This is a genomic window from Acinetobacter sp. ABJ-A23_2 (assembly GCF_044538765.1).
GTDB classification, from domain to species: Bacteria; Pseudomonadota; Gammaproteobacteria; order Pseudomonadales; family Moraxellaceae; genus Acinetobacter; species Acinetobacter nosocomialis_A.
On the sequence record NZ_JBIUCP010000004.1, the window covers coordinates 19,453 to 35,425 of the forward strand.

General features: G+C 38.5%; 16 protein-coding genes. 12 read left to right on the plus strand and 4 right to left on the minus strand.

Annotated elements, in window-relative coordinates:
- The first annotated feature begins 76 nt into the window (after positions 1 to 76).
- The 3 genes from ACH63V_RS02375 to ACH63V_RS02385 all read left to right on the plus strand — a co-directional run bounded on the left by ACH63V_RS02375 (position 77) and on the right by ACH63V_RS02385 (position 3,547).
- Positions 77 to 2,143: a choline transporter gene (locus ACH63V_RS02375; protein WP_022575077.1), complete on the plus strand. Its 2,067-nt coding sequence runs from the start codon at positions 77 to 79 to the stop codon at positions 2,141 to 2,143.
- An 11-nt stretch (positions 2,144 to 2,154) separates the two neighbouring features.
- Positions 2,155 to 2,769, plus strand: a complete 615-nt coding sequence (locus ACH63V_RS02380) for a MarC family protein (protein WP_002054351.1) — start codon at positions 2,155 to 2,157, stop codon at positions 2,767 to 2,769.
- A 262-nt stretch (positions 2,770 to 3,031) separates the two neighbouring features.
- The gene (locus tag ACH63V_RS02385) at positions 3,032 to 3,547 is read left to right on the plus strand and encodes an acyl-CoA thioesterase (protein WP_004703199.1); all 516 of its coding nucleotides are present in this window, start codon (positions 3,032 to 3,034) and stop codon (positions 3,545 to 3,547) included.
- 131 nt (positions 3,548 to 3,678) lie between these two features.
- Here the strand turns inward: ACH63V_RS02385 and ACH63V_RS02390 are convergent, their stop codons facing one another.
- A complete protein-coding gene (locus tag ACH63V_RS02390; RefSeq protein ID WP_002054416.1) occupies positions 3,679 to 3,876 on the minus strand; it encodes a hypothetical protein in 198 nt (65 codons plus the stop codon).
- A 502-nt stretch (positions 3,877 to 4,378) separates the two neighbouring features.
- On the opposite strand from ACH63V_RS02390, the gene ACH63V_RS02395 reads away from it, so the two are divergent.
- On the plus strand, positions 4,379 to 5,377 hold the full coding sequence (locus ACH63V_RS02395) for a CobW family GTP-binding protein (protein ID WP_396462617.1): 999 nt from the start codon (positions 4,379 to 4,381) through the stop codon (positions 5,375 to 5,377).
- A gap of 42 nt (positions 5,378 to 5,419) precedes the next feature.
- Here the strand turns inward: ACH63V_RS02395 and dctA are convergent, their stop codons facing one another.
- Positions 5,420 to 6,682 (minus strand): C4-dicarboxylate transporter DctA, encoded by a 1,263-nt coding sequence (dctA, locus tag ACH63V_RS02400; protein ID WP_396462618.1) that lies wholly within the window; start codon positions 6,680 to 6,682, stop codon positions 5,420 to 5,422.
- A 190-nt stretch (positions 6,683 to 6,872) separates the two neighbouring features.
- Here dctA and ACH63V_RS02405 point away from each other — a divergent pair, with 190 nt between their 5' ends.
- The 5 genes from ACH63V_RS02405 (at position 6,873) to pgaD (ending at position 11,838) form a co-directional block, all read left to right on the plus strand.
- Positions 6,873 to 7,403: a YaeQ family protein gene (locus ACH63V_RS02405; protein ID WP_151863561.1), complete on the plus strand. Its 531-nt coding sequence runs from the start codon at positions 6,873 to 6,875 to the stop codon at positions 7,401 to 7,403.
- A gap of 87 nt (positions 7,404 to 7,490) precedes the next feature.
- Entirely contained in the window at positions 7,491 to 7,832 is a 342-nt protein-coding gene (locus ACH63V_RS02410; RefSeq protein WP_002054441.1) for an FKBP-type peptidyl-prolyl cis-trans isomerase, read from the plus strand.
- Between the two features lie 236 nt (positions 7,833 to 8,068).
- On the plus strand, positions 8,069 to 10,063 hold the full coding sequence (gene pgaB, locus ACH63V_RS02415) for a poly-beta-1,6-N-acetyl-D-glucosamine N-deacetylase PgaB (RefSeq protein ID WP_367592951.1): 1,995 nt from the start codon (positions 8,069 to 8,071) through the stop codon (positions 10,061 to 10,063).
- Positions 10,064 to 10,076: 13 nt separating this feature from the next.
- Positions 10,077 to 11,333 carry a poly-beta-1,6-N-acetyl-D-glucosamine synthase gene (pgaC, locus tag ACH63V_RS02420; RefSeq protein ID WP_261491610.1) on the plus strand — a complete coding sequence of 419 codons (1,257 nt, stop codon included), beginning with the start codon at positions 10,077 to 10,079 and terminating at the stop codon, positions 11,331 to 11,333.
- Positions 11,334 to 11,418: 85 nt separating this feature from the next.
- Positions 11,419 to 11,838 carry a poly-beta-1,6-N-acetyl-D-glucosamine biosynthesis protein PgaD gene (gene pgaD / locus ACH63V_RS02425; protein WP_311072180.1) on the plus strand — a complete coding sequence of 140 codons (420 nt, stop codon included), beginning with the start codon at positions 11,419 to 11,421 and terminating at the stop codon, positions 11,836 to 11,838.
- A gap of 104 nt (positions 11,839 to 11,942) precedes the next feature.
- On the opposite strand, the gene ACH63V_RS02430 is transcribed toward pgaD, so the two are convergent.
- Complete coding sequence (locus ACH63V_RS02430; RefSeq protein ID WP_396462619.1) at positions 11,943 to 12,731, minus strand: crotonase/enoyl-CoA hydratase family protein; 789 nt, start codon at positions 12,729 to 12,731, stop codon at positions 11,943 to 11,945.
- 159 nt (positions 12,732 to 12,890) lie between these two features.
- Positions 12,891 to 13,835, minus strand: a complete 945-nt coding sequence (locus ACH63V_RS02435; protein WP_396462620.1) for a DMT family transporter — start codon at positions 13,833 to 13,835, stop codon at positions 12,891 to 12,893.
- Positions 13,836 to 14,242: 407 nt separating this feature from the next.
- Here ACH63V_RS02435 and pnuC point away from each other — a divergent pair, with 407 nt between their 5' ends.
- Genes pnuC through ACH63V_RS02450 form a run of 3 tightly spaced genes read left to right on the plus strand, consistent with a single transcriptional unit; the run spans position 14,243 to position 15,968 of the window.
- A complete protein-coding gene (gene pnuC, locus ACH63V_RS02440) occupies positions 14,243 to 14,833 on the plus strand; it encodes a nicotinamide riboside transporter PnuC (protein WP_396462622.1) in 591 nt (196 codons plus the stop codon).
- Positions 14,834 to 14,879: 46 nt separating this feature from the next.
- Positions 14,880 to 15,479 (plus strand): hypothetical protein, encoded by a 600-nt coding sequence (locus tag ACH63V_RS02445; protein ID WP_396462623.1) that lies wholly within the window; start codon positions 14,880 to 14,882, stop codon positions 15,477 to 15,479.
- Positions 15,480 to 15,500: 21 nt separating this feature from the next.
- The gene (locus tag ACH63V_RS02450) at positions 15,501 to 15,968 is read left to right on the plus strand and encodes a hypothetical protein (protein ID WP_396462624.1); all 468 of its coding nucleotides are present in this window, start codon (positions 15,501 to 15,503) and stop codon (positions 15,966 to 15,968) included.
- Positions 15,969 to 15,973: the final 5 nt, after the last annotated feature.

Below are 15,973 nucleotides of genomic sequence, written 5' to 3' on the forward strand. Positions count from 1 at the left end.
CAGTCTTTTCATTATTGTTAAATAGTGAAAAGACTAAATTGAATATTTTATTTTTCTTCTATTCCTTGAGGATTGTATGGCAACAGATAATCCAAGAGCAGTTGATGATTTAACATTATCTAAATCTAAAAAAGACCCGCTTAACCGTGTGGTTTTTTATATTTCAGCTCTAATCATTTTAATCTTTTCTCTCGTTACTTTTTTATTTAACGATTTCGCAAATCGAACCATTAACACCGTCCTTGCGTGGGTAACGTCAACCTTTGGCTGGTACTATTTACTGGCTGCAACGCTGTATATGGTGTTTGTAATTTTCATTGCCTGTTCACGCTATGGTGAGATTAAACTTGGCCCTAAACATTCAAAGCCTGAGTTTAGTTTACTGAGTTGGTCTGCCATGCTGTTTTCGGCAGGTATTGGTATCGATTTAATGTTCTTCTCGGTGGCTGAGCCATTATCTCATTATATGCAGCCGCCTGTTGGCGTAGGTCAGACCTATGAAGCGGCACGCCAAAGTATGGTGTGGACGCTGTTTCACTATGGTTTGACCGGTTGGTGTATGTATGCCTTGATTGGTATGGCCCTTGGTTATTTCAGTTATCGCTATAACTTGCCGCTTACCATTCGTTCTGCACTTTACCCAATTTTTGGAAACAGAATTAATGGGGCCATCGGCCATAGTGTAGATACTGCTGCCGTCATCGGGACAATTTTTGGTATTGCGACCACCTGCGGGATTGGCGTGGTACAGCTGAACTATGGTTTACATGTTTTATTAGGACTGCCAGAGAATATCTGGATGCAGTTTGCACTCATTGCCATTGCAGTCGGTATTAGTATTATTTCTGTGACATCTGGGGTGAATAAAGGCCTTCGGATTTTGTCTGAAATCAATATTTATGTATCAATTGGTCTTTTACTGTTTATTTTGTTCTTGGGCAATACCGAGTTTTTACTCAATGCGCTGGTACAAAATATTGGTGATTATTTAACTCGCTTCCCAACCTTAGCCTTACAAAGTTTTGCTTTTGAGCAACCTAAAGATTGGATGAGCAGCTGGACCTTGTTCTTCTGGGCATGGTGGATTGCTTGGTCGCCATTTGTAGGGTTATTTTTGGCCCGTATTTCTAGAGGCCGTACTATTCGTGAGTTTGTGTGCGGGACTTTAATTATTCCTCTGTTATTTACCTTAACGTGGTTATCCATTTTTGGTAATAGCGCATTGCACAGTGTTATTTTTGAAGGCAACCAGACTTTAGCTGCAACGGTATTATCTAATCCGGCACATGGTTTTTATGACCTGTTAGCGCAGTACCCGGGTTTTACCTTTATTGCTTCAGTCGCAACAGTGACGGGCCTTTTATTCTATGTGACTTCTGCCGACTCGGGTGCATTGGTTTTAGGTAACTTCACCACTAAGCTTACCCATATTGATAATGATGCGCCGCGTTGGTTAAGCGTGTTCTGGGCAATTGCCATTGGGTTATTAACGCTAGCCATGCTGATGACCAACGGGATTACCGCTTTGCAAAATGCAACCATCATTATGGGATTGCCGTTTAGTTTCGTGATGTTCCTTGTCATGGCGGGGCTTTATAAGTCGCTCAGGCTTGAGGACTACAGGCATGCCAGCCGAAGTATGAACGCAGCACCTGTAGTGGGTAATGTCGATATTCTCAATTGGAAACAGCGTTTGACTCGGGTTATGCATCATCCGGGAACGACTGAAACCAGACGGATGCTCGATACCGTTTGCCAGCCTGCCGTTCAAGCCGTTGCTGATGAACTTATTAAGCAAGGTATGAATGTAGACGTGCAGCAAACACCACTTGAAGATGAAGAGGCGCTATATCACCTCGATATCACCATTCATTTGGAAGAAGAGCAAAACTTCGTGTATCAGATTTGGCCTGTCCGTTATAGCGCGCCTAACTTTAGTCAGCGTGTAAAACGAGGTAAACAGTTCTATTACCGTCTCGAAACCTATCTTTATGAAGGTTCTCAAGACAACGACCTTGTGGGTTACAGTAAAGAACAGGTGATTAATGACATTTTAGATAAGTATGAAAGACATATGACATTCTTGCATATTAATCGTATTAGCCCTGGGAACCGTCCATTATTCCCAGATCCACAAGCTTAAGGGGAATATGCATGGTTTCACCATATCTGCATTCTTTTGCTTTATTTTTCTCTTTGCTCAATCCATTTTTAATGAGCATTTATATGATTGGCCTGATCCGCCATTCAGAAACCAAGGTATTTAACAAAGCTTTAATTCAGGGGAGCTTGATTGCTTATATCGTCTTTATGCTGTTTGCATGGGGCGGTGAAGCAATCTTTAGTAAATACCTGAACGTACGCTTTGAGGCTTTCCAGATTTTTGGAGGTCTTATCTTTTTAGTAATTGGTTATCGCTATGTATTTCAGGGAGCCGACACCATTGGTGAAATGCGCGGTGCACCTGAACATTTAGCCGGCACCATCGCTATGCCTTTTATGATCGGGCCAGGCACCATTAGTGCGGCTGTGGTCACGGGTATTGAAATGTCGATAGGTGCTGCGGCACTTGTTATTGGGTTTACCATGTTTTTAACATGCAGTATTTTGATTTTGATGAAATTTTCACATGATCATTTACGCTATAAACATGCAAAATACATCGATCGATATTTTGATATTGTCGGGCGTTTATCTGCTTTGTTAATTGGTACGATTGCTGTTGATATGATTATTAATGGTATTACTGGACTGATCCATAAAGTATAGCCAGGCTTATATAAAACGATGCTGTGTCATTTAAAATGGAACAAAATGGCATAGCATCTTTAGTTTATTTTTGGCTGCTTCTCAGCTTTTTATTTAAGAAAAACTAAAAAATAATTAAAAATAATAGCTTAAAAAATATTCGTTCAAAAAAAGAATTAACAATATTAAAAAATACGATGCTATGTTGTGGATTTAAGCATGTTTTTTTTGTGAATTATCAACCATAATGTTTTCTGAGCTTGTTTTGAGACAGAGTTGAGTCATGCCTACATTAGATGAAATGACAACCGTAACTGATGATCAGTCAGAATTAACCATGTCAGTGTTAATGACCCCAGACATGGCAAATTTTTCAGGTAATGTTCATGGTGGAACAATTCTAAAGCTGTTAGACCAAGTGGCCTACGCTTGTGCAAGTCGTTATTCAGGCAGTTATGTCGTAACGTTGTCTGTAGATAAAGTAAATTTTAAAGAACCAATTTATGTGGGCGAACTCGTTACATTTTTAGCGAGTGTGAACCATGTGGGTCGTACTTCAATGGAAGTGGGTATTCGTGTAGAAGCACAGAATATTCAAAAGCGTACCGTGCGCCACACCAATAGCTGTTATTTCACGATGGTTTCGGTTGATGAGCATGGTAAACCACGTGAAGTGCCTCAATTAAAACTCGATACTGAATGGAAACGCTGTCGATTTGAAGCAGCAGAACACCGTAAGGTGTTGCGCCTACAAGAAAATCATAATCCTTCTTGCAGCATGTATAAGAAAACTTCTTAAACAACAAAGAAGACTAAATTAAAAAAAGATCGAACCGCAGCATGGTTCGATCTTTTTTATTCACTGAAATTCAACTTCCTGTTTCGTTTCAGCAAAATTATCTCTGAGCTTGGAGGAGAGTACAGAGGTAATTATTGAGCAGCAGGAGCAGCTTCAGAAGCAGAACCTACCGCTTCAGATGCAGCATTTGCAGTGTTTGCTTGCTCTTGAGTTGAAACTACAACTTTATCTTCTGCTGGAGCATGAACTTTATCATGTTTAGAAGCAGCAAAAGTTGAAGCAGCAGTTAAAGCTAGAGTCGTAGCGAGTAAAGTTTTAGCTAATTTCATTTTATGGCATCCTTAAATTCATTAAAAAATAAATCAAACCTAATCGTTCATACCTACCTGATAAAACATGTATGGCTGAATGACTAAGCTAGGACACATGCTAAGCCGAGCTTTGGATTACATCAATTAACTTAACAATCTATTACGCCTATCTTAACAATATGAAATATACGGGCCGTTTATGTGCATCTACTGTAAAATTGGAGCGCTTGTTGAGCGCTAAAAATGTGAAAGAATATTTCTTGTTGAGTAAAAAAAAGCCAAGTTGGTTACGCAAACAAAACACTCTGGCATGAATTATGAATGCTTATAAATAGAATATTCCGTTTAATTATTTTTTATTTAAAGTTAATTTAGATTATTGATGAGAGGTATGTCACAAAAATGCTGTTTTAGCCGGATAATTGAAAACTATAGCTTCAAAATGAAAAATGTTTTCCATGCCACTTAAACAGTGATATACCTTTCTTAGTTTTTAAAACCTTGTTGATTTGAGCCGCTTGTGAAACTGATTGCCCAAAAAACTGTACCTACCCATATTATCTCAGGGTTTTTAGGTGCAGGAAAAACCACATTATTGCAGCATTTATTAAGTCAGAAACCCAAAGATGAAGTGTGGGCAGTCTTAATGAATGAGTTTGGGCAAATTGGAGTCGACCAACAACTGTTACCTCAAGATGAAGGCTATGCCGTAAAAGAATTATTAGGTGGCTGTTTATGTTGTAGTAGCCAACTTCCCATGCATATTGCTTTGGCTCGTTTGTTAAGTGAACAAAAGCCAGACCGACTCTTTATTGAACCTACTGGGCTTGGGCACCCTTCACAATTATTTGATCAGCTTACAGAACCTCATTGGCAAAATAGCTTGGCTATGCGTGCATTGATTACAGTTGTCGATGGTAGTCGTTTGCATGACATCAATTGGGTTAAACAAAACCTGTATGAAGATCAATTAAAAGCCGCGCAAATTGTGGTGGTGTCTCATGTGGACACCATGACTTTTGAGGATGATCAGGCGCTAGATAGGCTTAAAGATGAATACCAGCCTTATCAGCAGCAATGGCTAAAGACCGAGCATGGTCAACTTGAACTAGCACAAATTGATGTCGCTGCTCGTTTAACTGAGCGCTCTATACAACCTTTACTTAAGCTTCAAAAACAAATGACCGAAGCCGAAGTTGCAAAAGAAATTTATCAACTGCCTTATCACTATGTTGAGTCTGCACAAGGTTATATTGTGGCGGGTTGGAAATTACCTAAACGTTGGAAATTTGAGTTTTATGCTCTGCTCGATGTGTTGTGTGCACAGCAAGACTGGCTACGTATTAAGGGAATTTTTAATACAGATCAGGGATGGAAGACCTTTAATTTTAATCCTGACCAATTTAACTATAAGTCTGGTGAAGAGGGCATTGATAACCGTATTGAAATCATTAGTCAACATGAACATGACTGGCTGGCATTTGAAACTGAATTATTAGGTTGCAGAATTGATGAATAGAGAACATTGAAAAGATAGCTCAATGTTCTCAAAAATATTCATCTATTTTTTGATGTCGAGTACAGCTTTAGCTTGAGCATGGTCAATGTCTTTTTCCCAATGTGCAACGACTACGGTCGCAACACAGTTACCAATTAAATTGGTGCAGGCACGGATAATCCCGATAAACCAATCTACAGACAATAAAAGCACTAAGCCAATTGCAGGTAAGCTTGGAATGACTGAAAGTGTCGCCGCAAGAATCACTAAGGCAGACCCCGGGATACCGTGCGCGCCTTTAGAGGTAATGAGCGAAACCAGCAAAATAGCCAACAAGTCATGCATAGAAAGATCGATATTGCAGGCCTGTGCAATAAAGATCACCCCTAGAGTTAAGTAAATTGAAAAGCCATCTAAATTAAAAGAATAACCGGTTGGAATGACCAGACCGACTGTTGAATCTTTAATCCCCAAGTTTTTAAGCTTTTTCATGACTTGAGGGAGAACTGAGTCGGAAGATGCGGTACCTAAAACAATCGCGAGCTCATCTTTAAAGTAGCCCACAAACTTAAAAATGTTGAGACCAGCAAGTTTTAGAATTGAACCTAGAACAATCACAACAAATAAAATGCAGGTTGCATAAAAGAGTAAAACTAAATAACCGAGTTGTAGAAGTGAGTCTGATCCGAATTTTGCAGTGGTATATGCGACTGAACCGAATACACCAATTGGAGCTAAACGGATAATCAGTCCCATAATTTTAAAGAAGACTTCAGAGAAAGCTTCAAGTGCCTGACGTACCAGCTCGGCCAAATGTTTAGGAATTAAGAGTAGCGAGACACCAAACAAAATCGCGATAAGTAAAATCTGTAAAATATCGCCGTTGGCAAAAGCGGCCGTAAATGTTTTCGGAATAATATTGAGTAAAAAGTCCGAACCTGTATGCATGTCATGAGCACGGTCGGTATAGGTACTTAAATCTTTAGCATCTAAATGATGAATATCGATATTCATCCCGACGCCCGGTTTAAAGACATAAGCAACAATAATTCCCAAAATTAAAGCAATACTGGTGACCACTTCAAAATAAAGAATCGTTTTTGCACCGACTTTGCCCATTTTTTTAATGTCATTTGCACCATAGATTCCCAGTACCACCACACAAAATACAATCGGCGCAATCAACATTTTAATGAGCGAAATAAAACCATCACCAAGAGGTTTTAAAGCTAGGGAGAAATCATGAAAACCAAGACCTACTGCAATACCGAGGAAGAGAGCGCAGAGAACTTGTAGGAATAAACTACGTTTAAGTTTTTGCCACATAAGTCATCAAATCAAAAAGAGAGGAATACAACCCTCTCAAGCAAAAAGCCCGCCAACTTTGAAAGTGCTTAGATGTTTTGGAATAAGATGCAAATTTAGAGTGAAAGAAGTTTTGGGTTACTGCGTTTTTTCTATAATTTTTTAACTAAAATCGAGTATTCTTAGCGCCAAATTTTTGGACATATCAACTATGGCGCTTAAAGCAACAATTTATAAAGCGGATCTGAACATTGCCAATATGGATGACCATATTTATGGCGATTATCAATTGACGCTTGCCTTACATCCTTCAGAAACTTTAGAACGATTAATGGTTCGTGTTATGGCATTTGCACGTTTTGCCAGTGATAGCCTTGAATTTACCAAAGACCTTTTTGAAACTGATGAGCCTGCACTTTGGCAAAAAGACTTAACAGGACAGTTAGAAACCTGGATTGAAGTCGGTTTACCTTCTGAAGATAAAGTGAAAAAAGCCAGTGCCCGTTGTAAAACTGTAGCAATTGTTGCTTATGGTTCACAAGTCGAAGACTGGTGGAAGAGAAACAGTAAAATTAAAACTTTGAGTAATGTTCAGGTATGGCAAATTGCGCCTGAAAGTACAGCAGAGTTAGAACAGCTTTGTGAACGCACTATGCAGTTACAGTTAAATGTTATGGACACAGAATGGACTTTGCTTGGTGAAAAGGGCCAAGCAAACGTGGTGTGGACACAATTACAGTAAAACTGGAAAGCGAAACAAACTTTACAACTTCACTTGCTAGACTAAAGATTGAGTCTGAGCTGTGAATTTAAATGAAACGGAAATGTTATGATCACTGAATTAGAAATTATCGATTTAAAAGTAGGCGAAGGTAAAGAAGCGGTTAAAGGTGCTTTAATTACCACGCACTATACAGGGTGGTTAGAAGACGGTACTAAATTCGACTCTTCAATTGACCGCGGAAATTATTTTGAATGTGTCATTGGTACAGGCCGTGTGATTAAAGGTTGGGACCAAGGCATCATGGGAATGAAAGTGGGCGGAAAACGTAAACTTATTGTTCCTGCGCATTTAGCTTATGGCGAACGCAAAATGGGTAAGATTATTCCGGCAAATTCAAATTTGATTTTTGAAATCGAATTATTTGACGTAAAAACTCGTGATGAGTGATATCAAATTCTTTAGGGTTTGATTTTATATATAAGCTTTAAATATAAATACATTCACTATTTATATTTTAGCTTTTTGAATATTTAAGATTATTTTCAGTTTATTTGATTATAAAGGTGAACTGAAAAACTGTTCTTTTGGGACAGTCTGAACCTAAGGGCTAAATTGACATAAGGTTTAGTTCTTAAGTTTAAATTTCACATAAATAATCTATATTGCTATTGAGACGCTATTTCATGATTACCCGTTTTGCATCTCCTTTGTTGAATCTAACGCTTGGCTTGGCTTTAGCAGGCTTGTCAGGTATGGCATTAGCTAAGCCTCCTAAAATAGATGCTTCAGAACTTACTGTTATTGGCTATCATGAAATTACCGATACTAAAAATGCCTTAATTCCTCAATATGCAGTGACCACGAAACAATTTAGTGAGCATATTGATTGGCTGCAAAAAAACGGTTTCCATTTTATTACTGTAGACCAGTTGATTCGTGCTCATCAGGGCAAAACTGCACTGCCGACCAAGCCAGTTTTATTAACTGTAGATGATGGTTATCAGTCTTTTTATCAAAATGCCTATCCAGTCATTAAGGCTAAAAAAATCCCGGTAGTACTTGCTGTTGTTGGTTCATGGTTAGAGCCTAAAGCAAATCAGAAAGTTGATTTTTCTGGCGAAGAAATTTCACGTGATAAAATCTTAAGCTGGCCTGAACTTAAAGAAATGCAAGACAGCGGTTTTGTTGAAATTGCAAGCCACAGCTATCATTTACACCGTGGTATTACAGGTAACCCACAAGGAAACTCTGAACCTGCGGCAACGACTCGTTTTTATGACGTAAAAACTAAAACGTATGAAAACGACAGCCAATATCAGGCCCGAATTTATAACGATTTAAAAAAGAATAATCAGTTGCTTAAAGAACATGGTATACGTTCACCACGTATTATGGTGTGGCCATATGGTCGCTATAATATGCAAACTGTTCAAATTGCTAAAAAGCTTGGTATGCCAATTACCATCACACTTGATGATGGGGCAGATCACGCTAAACAGTCTCTACAAAATATGAGTCGTATTTTGGTAGAGGGCGGAATGAGCACAAATGATTTAGCTCAAGAGATTAAAAACCGTGAGTTAAATTTAACGGATAATAACCGTCCGCAAAAAATCATGCATGTGGATCTCGACTATATCTATGATCCAGACCCGCAACAGCAAGAGCGTAATTTAGGTAATTTACTCGACCGTATTAACGCGATGGGTGTAAATACAGTTTATTTGCAGGCTTTCTCTGATGCAGATGCGAATGGTTCTGCCGATATGGTATACTTCCCAAATCGACATATTCCTATGCGTGCTGATTTATTTAACCGTGTTGCATGGCAAATTCAAACACGTACTCCTGTAAGCCGTATTTATGCGTGGATGCCATTATTGGCATGGGAACTACCAAAAACTGATCCTGTATCAAAAGATTTGGTTGTAACCCAACAGGATAAAACGGGTGGACACCTTAATATGGGATACATTCGTTTAAGTCCTTTTTCACCTGAAGCGCGTCAAACTATCCGTGAAATATATCAAGACTTAGCGAAGTCATCGTCTTTCAATGGAATTTTATTCCATGACGATGTGACACTGTCTGATTATGAAGATGCAAGCCCAGATGCTTTAAAAGCTTATGCAAAACAAGGCTTACCAACAGACTTGGCAAAAATTCGTGCAAATGACGAAGATTTGCAAAAGTGGACTGCATACAAAACCAGATATTTAGATGATTTTGCGATGCAGCTTGTGGATCAGGTTCGTCAATATGAGCCATTCCTGTTAACAGCACGTAATTTATATGCGCAAGTGGCTTTAAAACCATATGCGGAAAATTGGTACTCTCAGTCACTTGAAGAGTCATTAAACCGTTATGATTTTACTGCTATTATGGCGATGCCTTATATGGAGCAAGTGAAAAACTCAGATCAATTCTATAAAGATATGGTTGATCGTGTTAAGCAATATCCAAATGGCATTAAGAAAACAGTTTTTGAGCTACAGGCAACGAACTGGCGTAATAACGAAAAGGTACCTTCAACTGAAATGGCTGCGACAATTCATTCTCTCTATGAACAAGGCGTAATGCATGTCGGATATTACCCTGATGACCCAATCAAAGATCATCCGGACGTGAACGTGATGCATAAAGCATTTGCTGAAAAATCATCTCGTCTTGTGCCGTAGTCGAGGCTGAAACATGACAATCTTTGCTGCAATATGGTCGCACGCCCTAAAATTCGTTTTTTATTATCCATTGTTTATGTCATATCTATGGATGATAGGTGCGGTCATTTTCTATTGGAAGGAACGTAAGGCTCCACCTTACGATCAACCAGCTCCATTAGAAAGCTATCCGAAAGTTGCTGTACTTATTCCTTGCTTTAACGAAGGCGATAATGCAGAGGAAACCATTAGTCATGCTTTAAAACTGGACTATCCTAATTTTGAAGTGATTGCGATTAATGATGGCAGTTCGGATAATACGGGTGAAGTGCTGGACCGTTTAGCTGAACAATACGAAAAACTTCGTGTTGTTCACCTTGCACAAAACCAAGGTAAAGCAATGGGCCTACAGGCAGGCAGCCTGATGACCGATGCTGAGTTTTTAATTGGTATCGATGGCGATGCTTTGCTCGACCCGCATGCAGCAAAATGGATGATTCGTCATTTTCTTCAGAACCCAACAGTTGCAGCCGTAACTGGAAACCCACGTATTCGTACGCGTTCAACTTTGTTAGGACGTATTCAAGTCGGTGAGTTTTCTTCGATTGTGGGAATGATCAAACGTGCACAGCGTACATTTGGTCGTTTGTTTACGGTGTCTGGTGTAATTACCGCTTTCCGTAAAAGTGCTGTTCACCAAGTCGATTATTGGTCTCCAAATATGTTGACCGAAGACATCGACATTACTTGGAAATTGCAGCGTGCAGGCTGGGACATTCGTTTTGAACCGAATGCCTTGGTCTGGATTTTAATGCCTGAAACCTTAAACGGTTTGTGGAAACAGCGTTTACGTTGGGCAATGGGTGGAGCACAGGTTTTAATTAAAAACATTGATGTGTTCACCAAACCAAAATTGAATTTTTTATGGCCTCTCATGTTTGAGCTTTGCTTAACTTTAGTCTGGTCATATTTAATGCTGGCAATGGCTGTGTTGTGGTTGGTACATTTTATTTTACCGGTCCCTGCTTTAGCCGTTGTGAGTTCCCCATTTTTACCGTATGGTAGCGGTATTTTATTGGGGGCAACCTGTCTAATTCAGTTTGCTTTAAGCAAATGGATGGATAGTCGCTATGAACCGCATCTAGGAAAAAACTATTTCTGGATGATCTGGTATCCATTGGTCTTTTGGCTAATCACCATTTCGGCAACCATTGTGGCATTTCCAAAAGTCTTACGACGTGGAGATGAGAAACGAGCACGTTGGGTGAGCCCGGATCGGGGCATTCGTTAGATGAAATGCAAGAGTCATGAGATTTTAAAGATCGTGCTGTATTGATGTCTGGGGAAAACCGCAGCACTTCGTTAGGTAAAGAGAAATGAAGACAAATTCGTTGATTATTGATTTACGTCGTCAATTACCATGGCACAAACGCTATGTTTCTACAACAAGCACAGCCATGATGTGGGGCGGTTGGTTGTTGTTGTGGCGTCCGTTCGTGTTTGTATGGCTATTGGTTGAACTACAAAAAACACATTTGGTACACCGTTTATTTAGTGCCTTTGGTGTGGGAATTGAGCATGGCTTTACAGCACTTATTGCTTGTGCAATTGGTTTGTTGCTATGGAGTCATGTATTGCCTGAACGCCGTGTTGGGGGGAGTGCACTTAACATGAAACAGACAGATGATTATGCACGCTACTTTGATTTGCCAGAGCAAGAAATTGAACAGGGCCGTAGCCAAAAAATTACGGTCGTTCATCATGATGAATTTGGTAAAATTGTTAGAGTTGAATAAACCTAATAAATAAAAAGAAAGCCCACATGATGTGGGCTTTCTTTTTGCATATATGCTTAGAGAGTAATAAGTTTTAAACCGCGAAGTATAAGTTTGAGTAGGTTTTATTTACCTTTAAAAACAGGCGGTCTTTTTTGCAACATGGCAAACACACCTTCTTGAACATCTTCTGTGATGAGTAAAGGCTGAAGATGGCTCTGTAATTGGCTAAAAGCAGTTTCATAACCTTCATTAATGGCTTCACGGGCAGAAGCGAGGGTCGCTTTTACAGCAAGTGGTGCAGCTTGCGCGATATTTTCAGCCAGTTCTATTGCACGTTTAAGCTCCGTACCTTCTGGGCAAACTTCTGTAATCAGGTTCATATCAAAGGCGGTTTTTGCATCAAAAGAGTCACCTGTAAGCAAATAACGCATCGCTTTGGCCCAACCTGCTGCCTGAGTAAAGCGGGCAGTTGCACCGCCAAAGGGTAAGATGCCACGTTGGACTTCCATTTGCGCAAACTGAGTATTTTCACTCGCAATTGCAATATCTGCATTAAGAAATAGTTCTATGCCAGCTGTATAGCAATAACCTTGTACGGCTACAATTAATGGTTTACTTAGTTTTCGGCCAACTGTACCCCACGGGTTAATTTCTTCATCACTAAAATCAAAAACACCTGTAGCAAGCTTAGGTTGTAACTCAACTAAATCTAAACCCGCCGTAAAATGGTCACCATGTGCAAAAATAATTGCACAGCGCAGAGCATCATTATTTTCATATTCGGTCAGTGCTAGTGATAAGTCTTTAATGAGATGGCTATCAAAGGCATTGCGTTTTGCTGCTCGATCTAGACCAATTAAAAAAATATGTCCTCGAGTTTCACGGCTGACTTTCCCTTCTTGATTTGACATATTCTCACACTCTTTATTTGTCTTTAATTATCTTTTAAACAATCATTTAAAAACGATCAAATACAATTTGTTGATGACTTGGTAAGTGAAAATAAAATGATGCTATAAATATGAGTTAAAAGTGCAACCTGACTCATAGATGAGTCAGGTTGTATAAGCTTATGCAGAACGCCTTGAATACATCAATAGCCCTAGACATAACATGATTAAACCTAAAACTAGATGTGAGCTAAGGTGTTCATGGTTGAACCATGTTCCCCAAAAGGTGGCTAAAACAGGGGTAATAATTGTAATAAGTAGTACCGTCGTCGGCTGTAGTACCTTAATGAGCTGATAATAAAAAATCATGGCAAGTACAGAAGAAAAGACAGCACTATAGAAGACCGCGAGTGAAATTTTCAGACTTGGAAATTCAGTTGGAAGATGCGACCAGAAGAAAGGCAATAAGCATACGTAACCTACCCACGAGACAAGGCTAGAACCCGTCATTTGTATAATTGGGTGAATATGCGCTCCGACAGATTTTACGGCAAAAGTCGACAATACATAAAACAGCATAGCGATCAGCTCTAGCATAATACCAATACTGTTGAGCTGAAAACCCGATGAAGATAGCCCTAATGTAAAACTCATCCCGACAAGAGCAATACCGAGACCAAGCCACTGCCATGATGAAAAACGCTCGTGTCCTAATACAAAGGAGCTAATGAGCCCAGATACTAAAGGAGAGGCGCCGTAAATAATTGAAATAATGGCCGAAGGAACTTTATCTGCACCCATATAGCAAAAAGCCATGGAACCAAATAAACCAATGGCTCCTGCACAGTAGCTTAAAATTGCTTTTTTACTAAAGATCAGTTTTAAACGAAAAAATTTTAGACACAGTAAAGCAATCGGAATAGCGATACTAAAGCGAAGGAATAATCCCCATGCCCAGTGAAGTTCTTGTACTGTCCAGACGGCGGCGAGTGGTGTAAGCGACCAAATAACAATGACCGCAATAAATTGGCCGGCTGTAGCGAGTCGAGTCGGAGATGAAGGTAATGCTACAGCCGGCTGAATCTGCGGGCTGGACGTACTCTGTTGTTCAAATAAAGGCTTCATATAAAGCTCCATAAAGTGATGTTTTTTTAGGATGAACGGACATAAAAAAAGCCGCGTTTTATGGCGGCTTCTTAAGAAAAATCAGAGAATATATTATGTAATTAACTTCTTGATTTTTTATTCAAAGCGCCAAATTGTCCAAAACAAGGACGTCGCCAAATGACCACACAGAACTTAATCTCTGGGGCGTAGAATTGACGCGCTAGACAATAATGGGCTTTAGATAAAAACATGATAAGTATATTAAAAATATAGATGATATTTTTATAACATATAAATAGAAAAGTACAAATTAGATTCAAGCGTGGAATAAAGATTTTTTTGAATACGTTAAATTAGTTGTTTGCTTAGGCCCATATTTTTCTCATAATACCTCGTCAAATTGATCTCAATAAGCAGCTGCTCTTATGTCACCTCTAGAAATCTTTGCGGTCTTAATTAGTCTAATTGGAGTCGGATTAACTGTAATTCGCAATATGTGGTGTTGGCTGTTTAATTTCTTTGCCTTTGTTCTATACGCATATTTGTTTTACGAATTTAAGCTTTATGGTGAAACGATTTTGCAGTTCTTTTTTATGGCTGTAAATTTTTATGGTTTTTACTATTGGCTCAAAGGAAAGCAGCAAGACCATGATATTCGTATAGAACCGATAGCGCCTAAAGTTGCAATTTTTCAAATAATCATTGCCGCAGTAGGCGGTTTACTTTTTGGTTTGATACTTAAAAACTTTACCGATGCAGCAGTGCCTATGCTCGACTCACAGCTTGCCGCATTTAGTTTGCTTGCAACTTACTGGACGAGTCGAAAACATATTGCGACTTGGATACTTTGGGTATTTGTCGACATTATTTATGTGGGCATGTTTATTTATAAAGATCTATTTTTAACTTCTGCCTTATATGCAGCCTTTGTTTTGATGGCAGCTTATGGTTGGTATCAATGGGAAAAGGTGAAAAGAAAGCAGAACGATCATATAGATTTGAAAAAAACTATTTAATGTATGAGAAAATATTAAAACAATAATCCTGTTTGGAAATTATTTGATGACTCGTACTTTAAAAAAATTTTTATTTTGTTTATTCCTTTTTTCTGGTTATGCAAATGCTCAGGTTAACGCTGTTCCTTTAAAGCAGCTTAGTAAATTACCGGATTCATGTCAGAAAGATGAAGCTGCTGAAAATAATAAATTAGCTATACAGACAGCACAGGTAAAAATACAAAACTATTCTTGCTTTAAGCCTGATATAGCTGATGCGCTAGGCTATAATGTATTTGCTATCAATTTAGATAAAAATAAAACCTATTATTTTAAAGCGCAAACTCAGGATATATCCTCAATAGCAGGCCAGACTATACATAAAATTGATTCTGAAACCTTTGCAATAGACAATTATCAGGAGCGTGGTGGAAATTTTATTATTTTTTGGGTAGCTGACTGGTCAAATATTTATACACAAGATATTAGTTATTATACGGATGATGAAACTTCCATAGATACCTTTATTAAAGACAAACTGATTTATTTACAGAAGAAAAAATATTTGGATAATACCAAAACTAAAAAAGTTGGGTCTCCTTTAATCATTATGAAAGACAAACAAAAAGGTTTGATCATTAATAAGACTAAGGTACAAAGCTTTTAAATCATTAATTTATGGATTTTTATGAAAAATTTAACTCATATATGTTTATTTTGTATTGGCTTTTTAGTAGCAACTACCTCTTATGCGCAAGTAAATATTAAACCTTTATGGCATGGTAAGGTATTAAACAGTTTTGATATTCCCTTAAATAACCTGAAAAAGCCAAAGCAGGTTATTAAAGGTGAGGCTGATGAATGCAATGGTGGTTATTTTCCAGATCAATGGGTATATGAAGATGGAGTGATACTCTCTACGGGATCTTTAGATAAGGTATATGTAAGCCAGCAAAATGGTCTAAAGTATGGTTCTCGATTATTTAATCATTTAACTACCGAGAATGATTTTAAAAAGTTTTTTGGTAAACAAATAGTTATATCTGAGAATCATACTTACTCTATATTTCCTTGGGAAGTTAGTAATGATGGCTTACACTTTCATTTCCGTAATGGAAAACTACATTACTATACGTACTCTATTGATGACTGTTAATGATT

Coding starts and splice junctions, on each gene's coding strand:
- ACH63V_RS02375 (WP_022575077.1), top strand. CDS start 77: ATGGCAACAGATAATCCAAGAGCAGTTGATGATTTAACATTATCTAAA.
- ACH63V_RS02380 (WP_002054351.1), top strand. CDS start 2,155: ATGGTTTCACCATATCTGCATTCTTTTGCTTTATTTTTCTCTTTGCTC.
- ACH63V_RS02385 (WP_004703199.1), top strand. CDS start 3,032: ATGCCTACATTAGATGAAATGACAACCGTAACTGATGATCAGTCAGAA.
- ACH63V_RS02390 (WP_002054416.1), bottom strand. CDS start 3,876: ATGAAATTAGCTAAAACTTTACTCGCTACGACTCTAGCTTTAACTGCT.
- dctA (WP_396462618.1), bottom strand. CDS start 6,682: ATGTGGCAAAAACTTAAACGTAGTTTATTCCTACAAGTTCTCTGCGCT.
- ACH63V_RS02405 (WP_151863561.1), top strand. CDS start 6,873: ATGGCGCTTAAAGCAACAATTTATAAAGCGGATCTGAACATTGCCAAT.
- ACH63V_RS02410 (WP_002054441.1), top strand. CDS start 7,491: ATGATCACTGAATTAGAAATTATCGATTTAAAAGTAGGCGAAGGTAAA.
- pgaB (WP_367592951.1), top strand. CDS start 8,069: ATGATTACCCGTTTTGCATCTCCTTTGTTGAATCTAACGCTTGGCTTG.
- pgaC (WP_261491610.1), top strand. CDS start 10,077: ATGACAATCTTTGCTGCAATATGGTCGCACGCCCTAAAATTCGTTTTT.
- pgaD (WP_311072180.1), top strand. CDS start 11,419: ATGAAGACAAATTCGTTGATTATTGATTTACGTCGTCAATTACCATGG.
- ACH63V_RS02430 (WP_396462619.1), bottom strand. CDS start 12,731: ATGTCAAATCAAGAAGGGAAAGTCAGCCGTGAAACTCGAGGACATATT.
- ACH63V_RS02435 (WP_396462620.1), bottom strand. CDS start 13,835: ATGAAGCCTTTATTTGAACAACAGAGTACGTCCAGCCCGCAGATTCAG.
- pnuC (WP_396462622.1), top strand. CDS start 14,243: ATGTCACCTCTAGAAATCTTTGCGGTCTTAATTAGTCTAATTGGAGTC.
- ACH63V_RS02445 (WP_396462623.1), top strand. CDS start 14,880: ATGACTCGTACTTTAAAAAAATTTTTATTTTGTTTATTCCTTTTTTCT.
- ACH63V_RS02450 (WP_396462624.1), top strand. CDS start 15,501: ATGAAAAATTTAACTCATATATGTTTATTTTGTATTGGCTTTTTAGTA.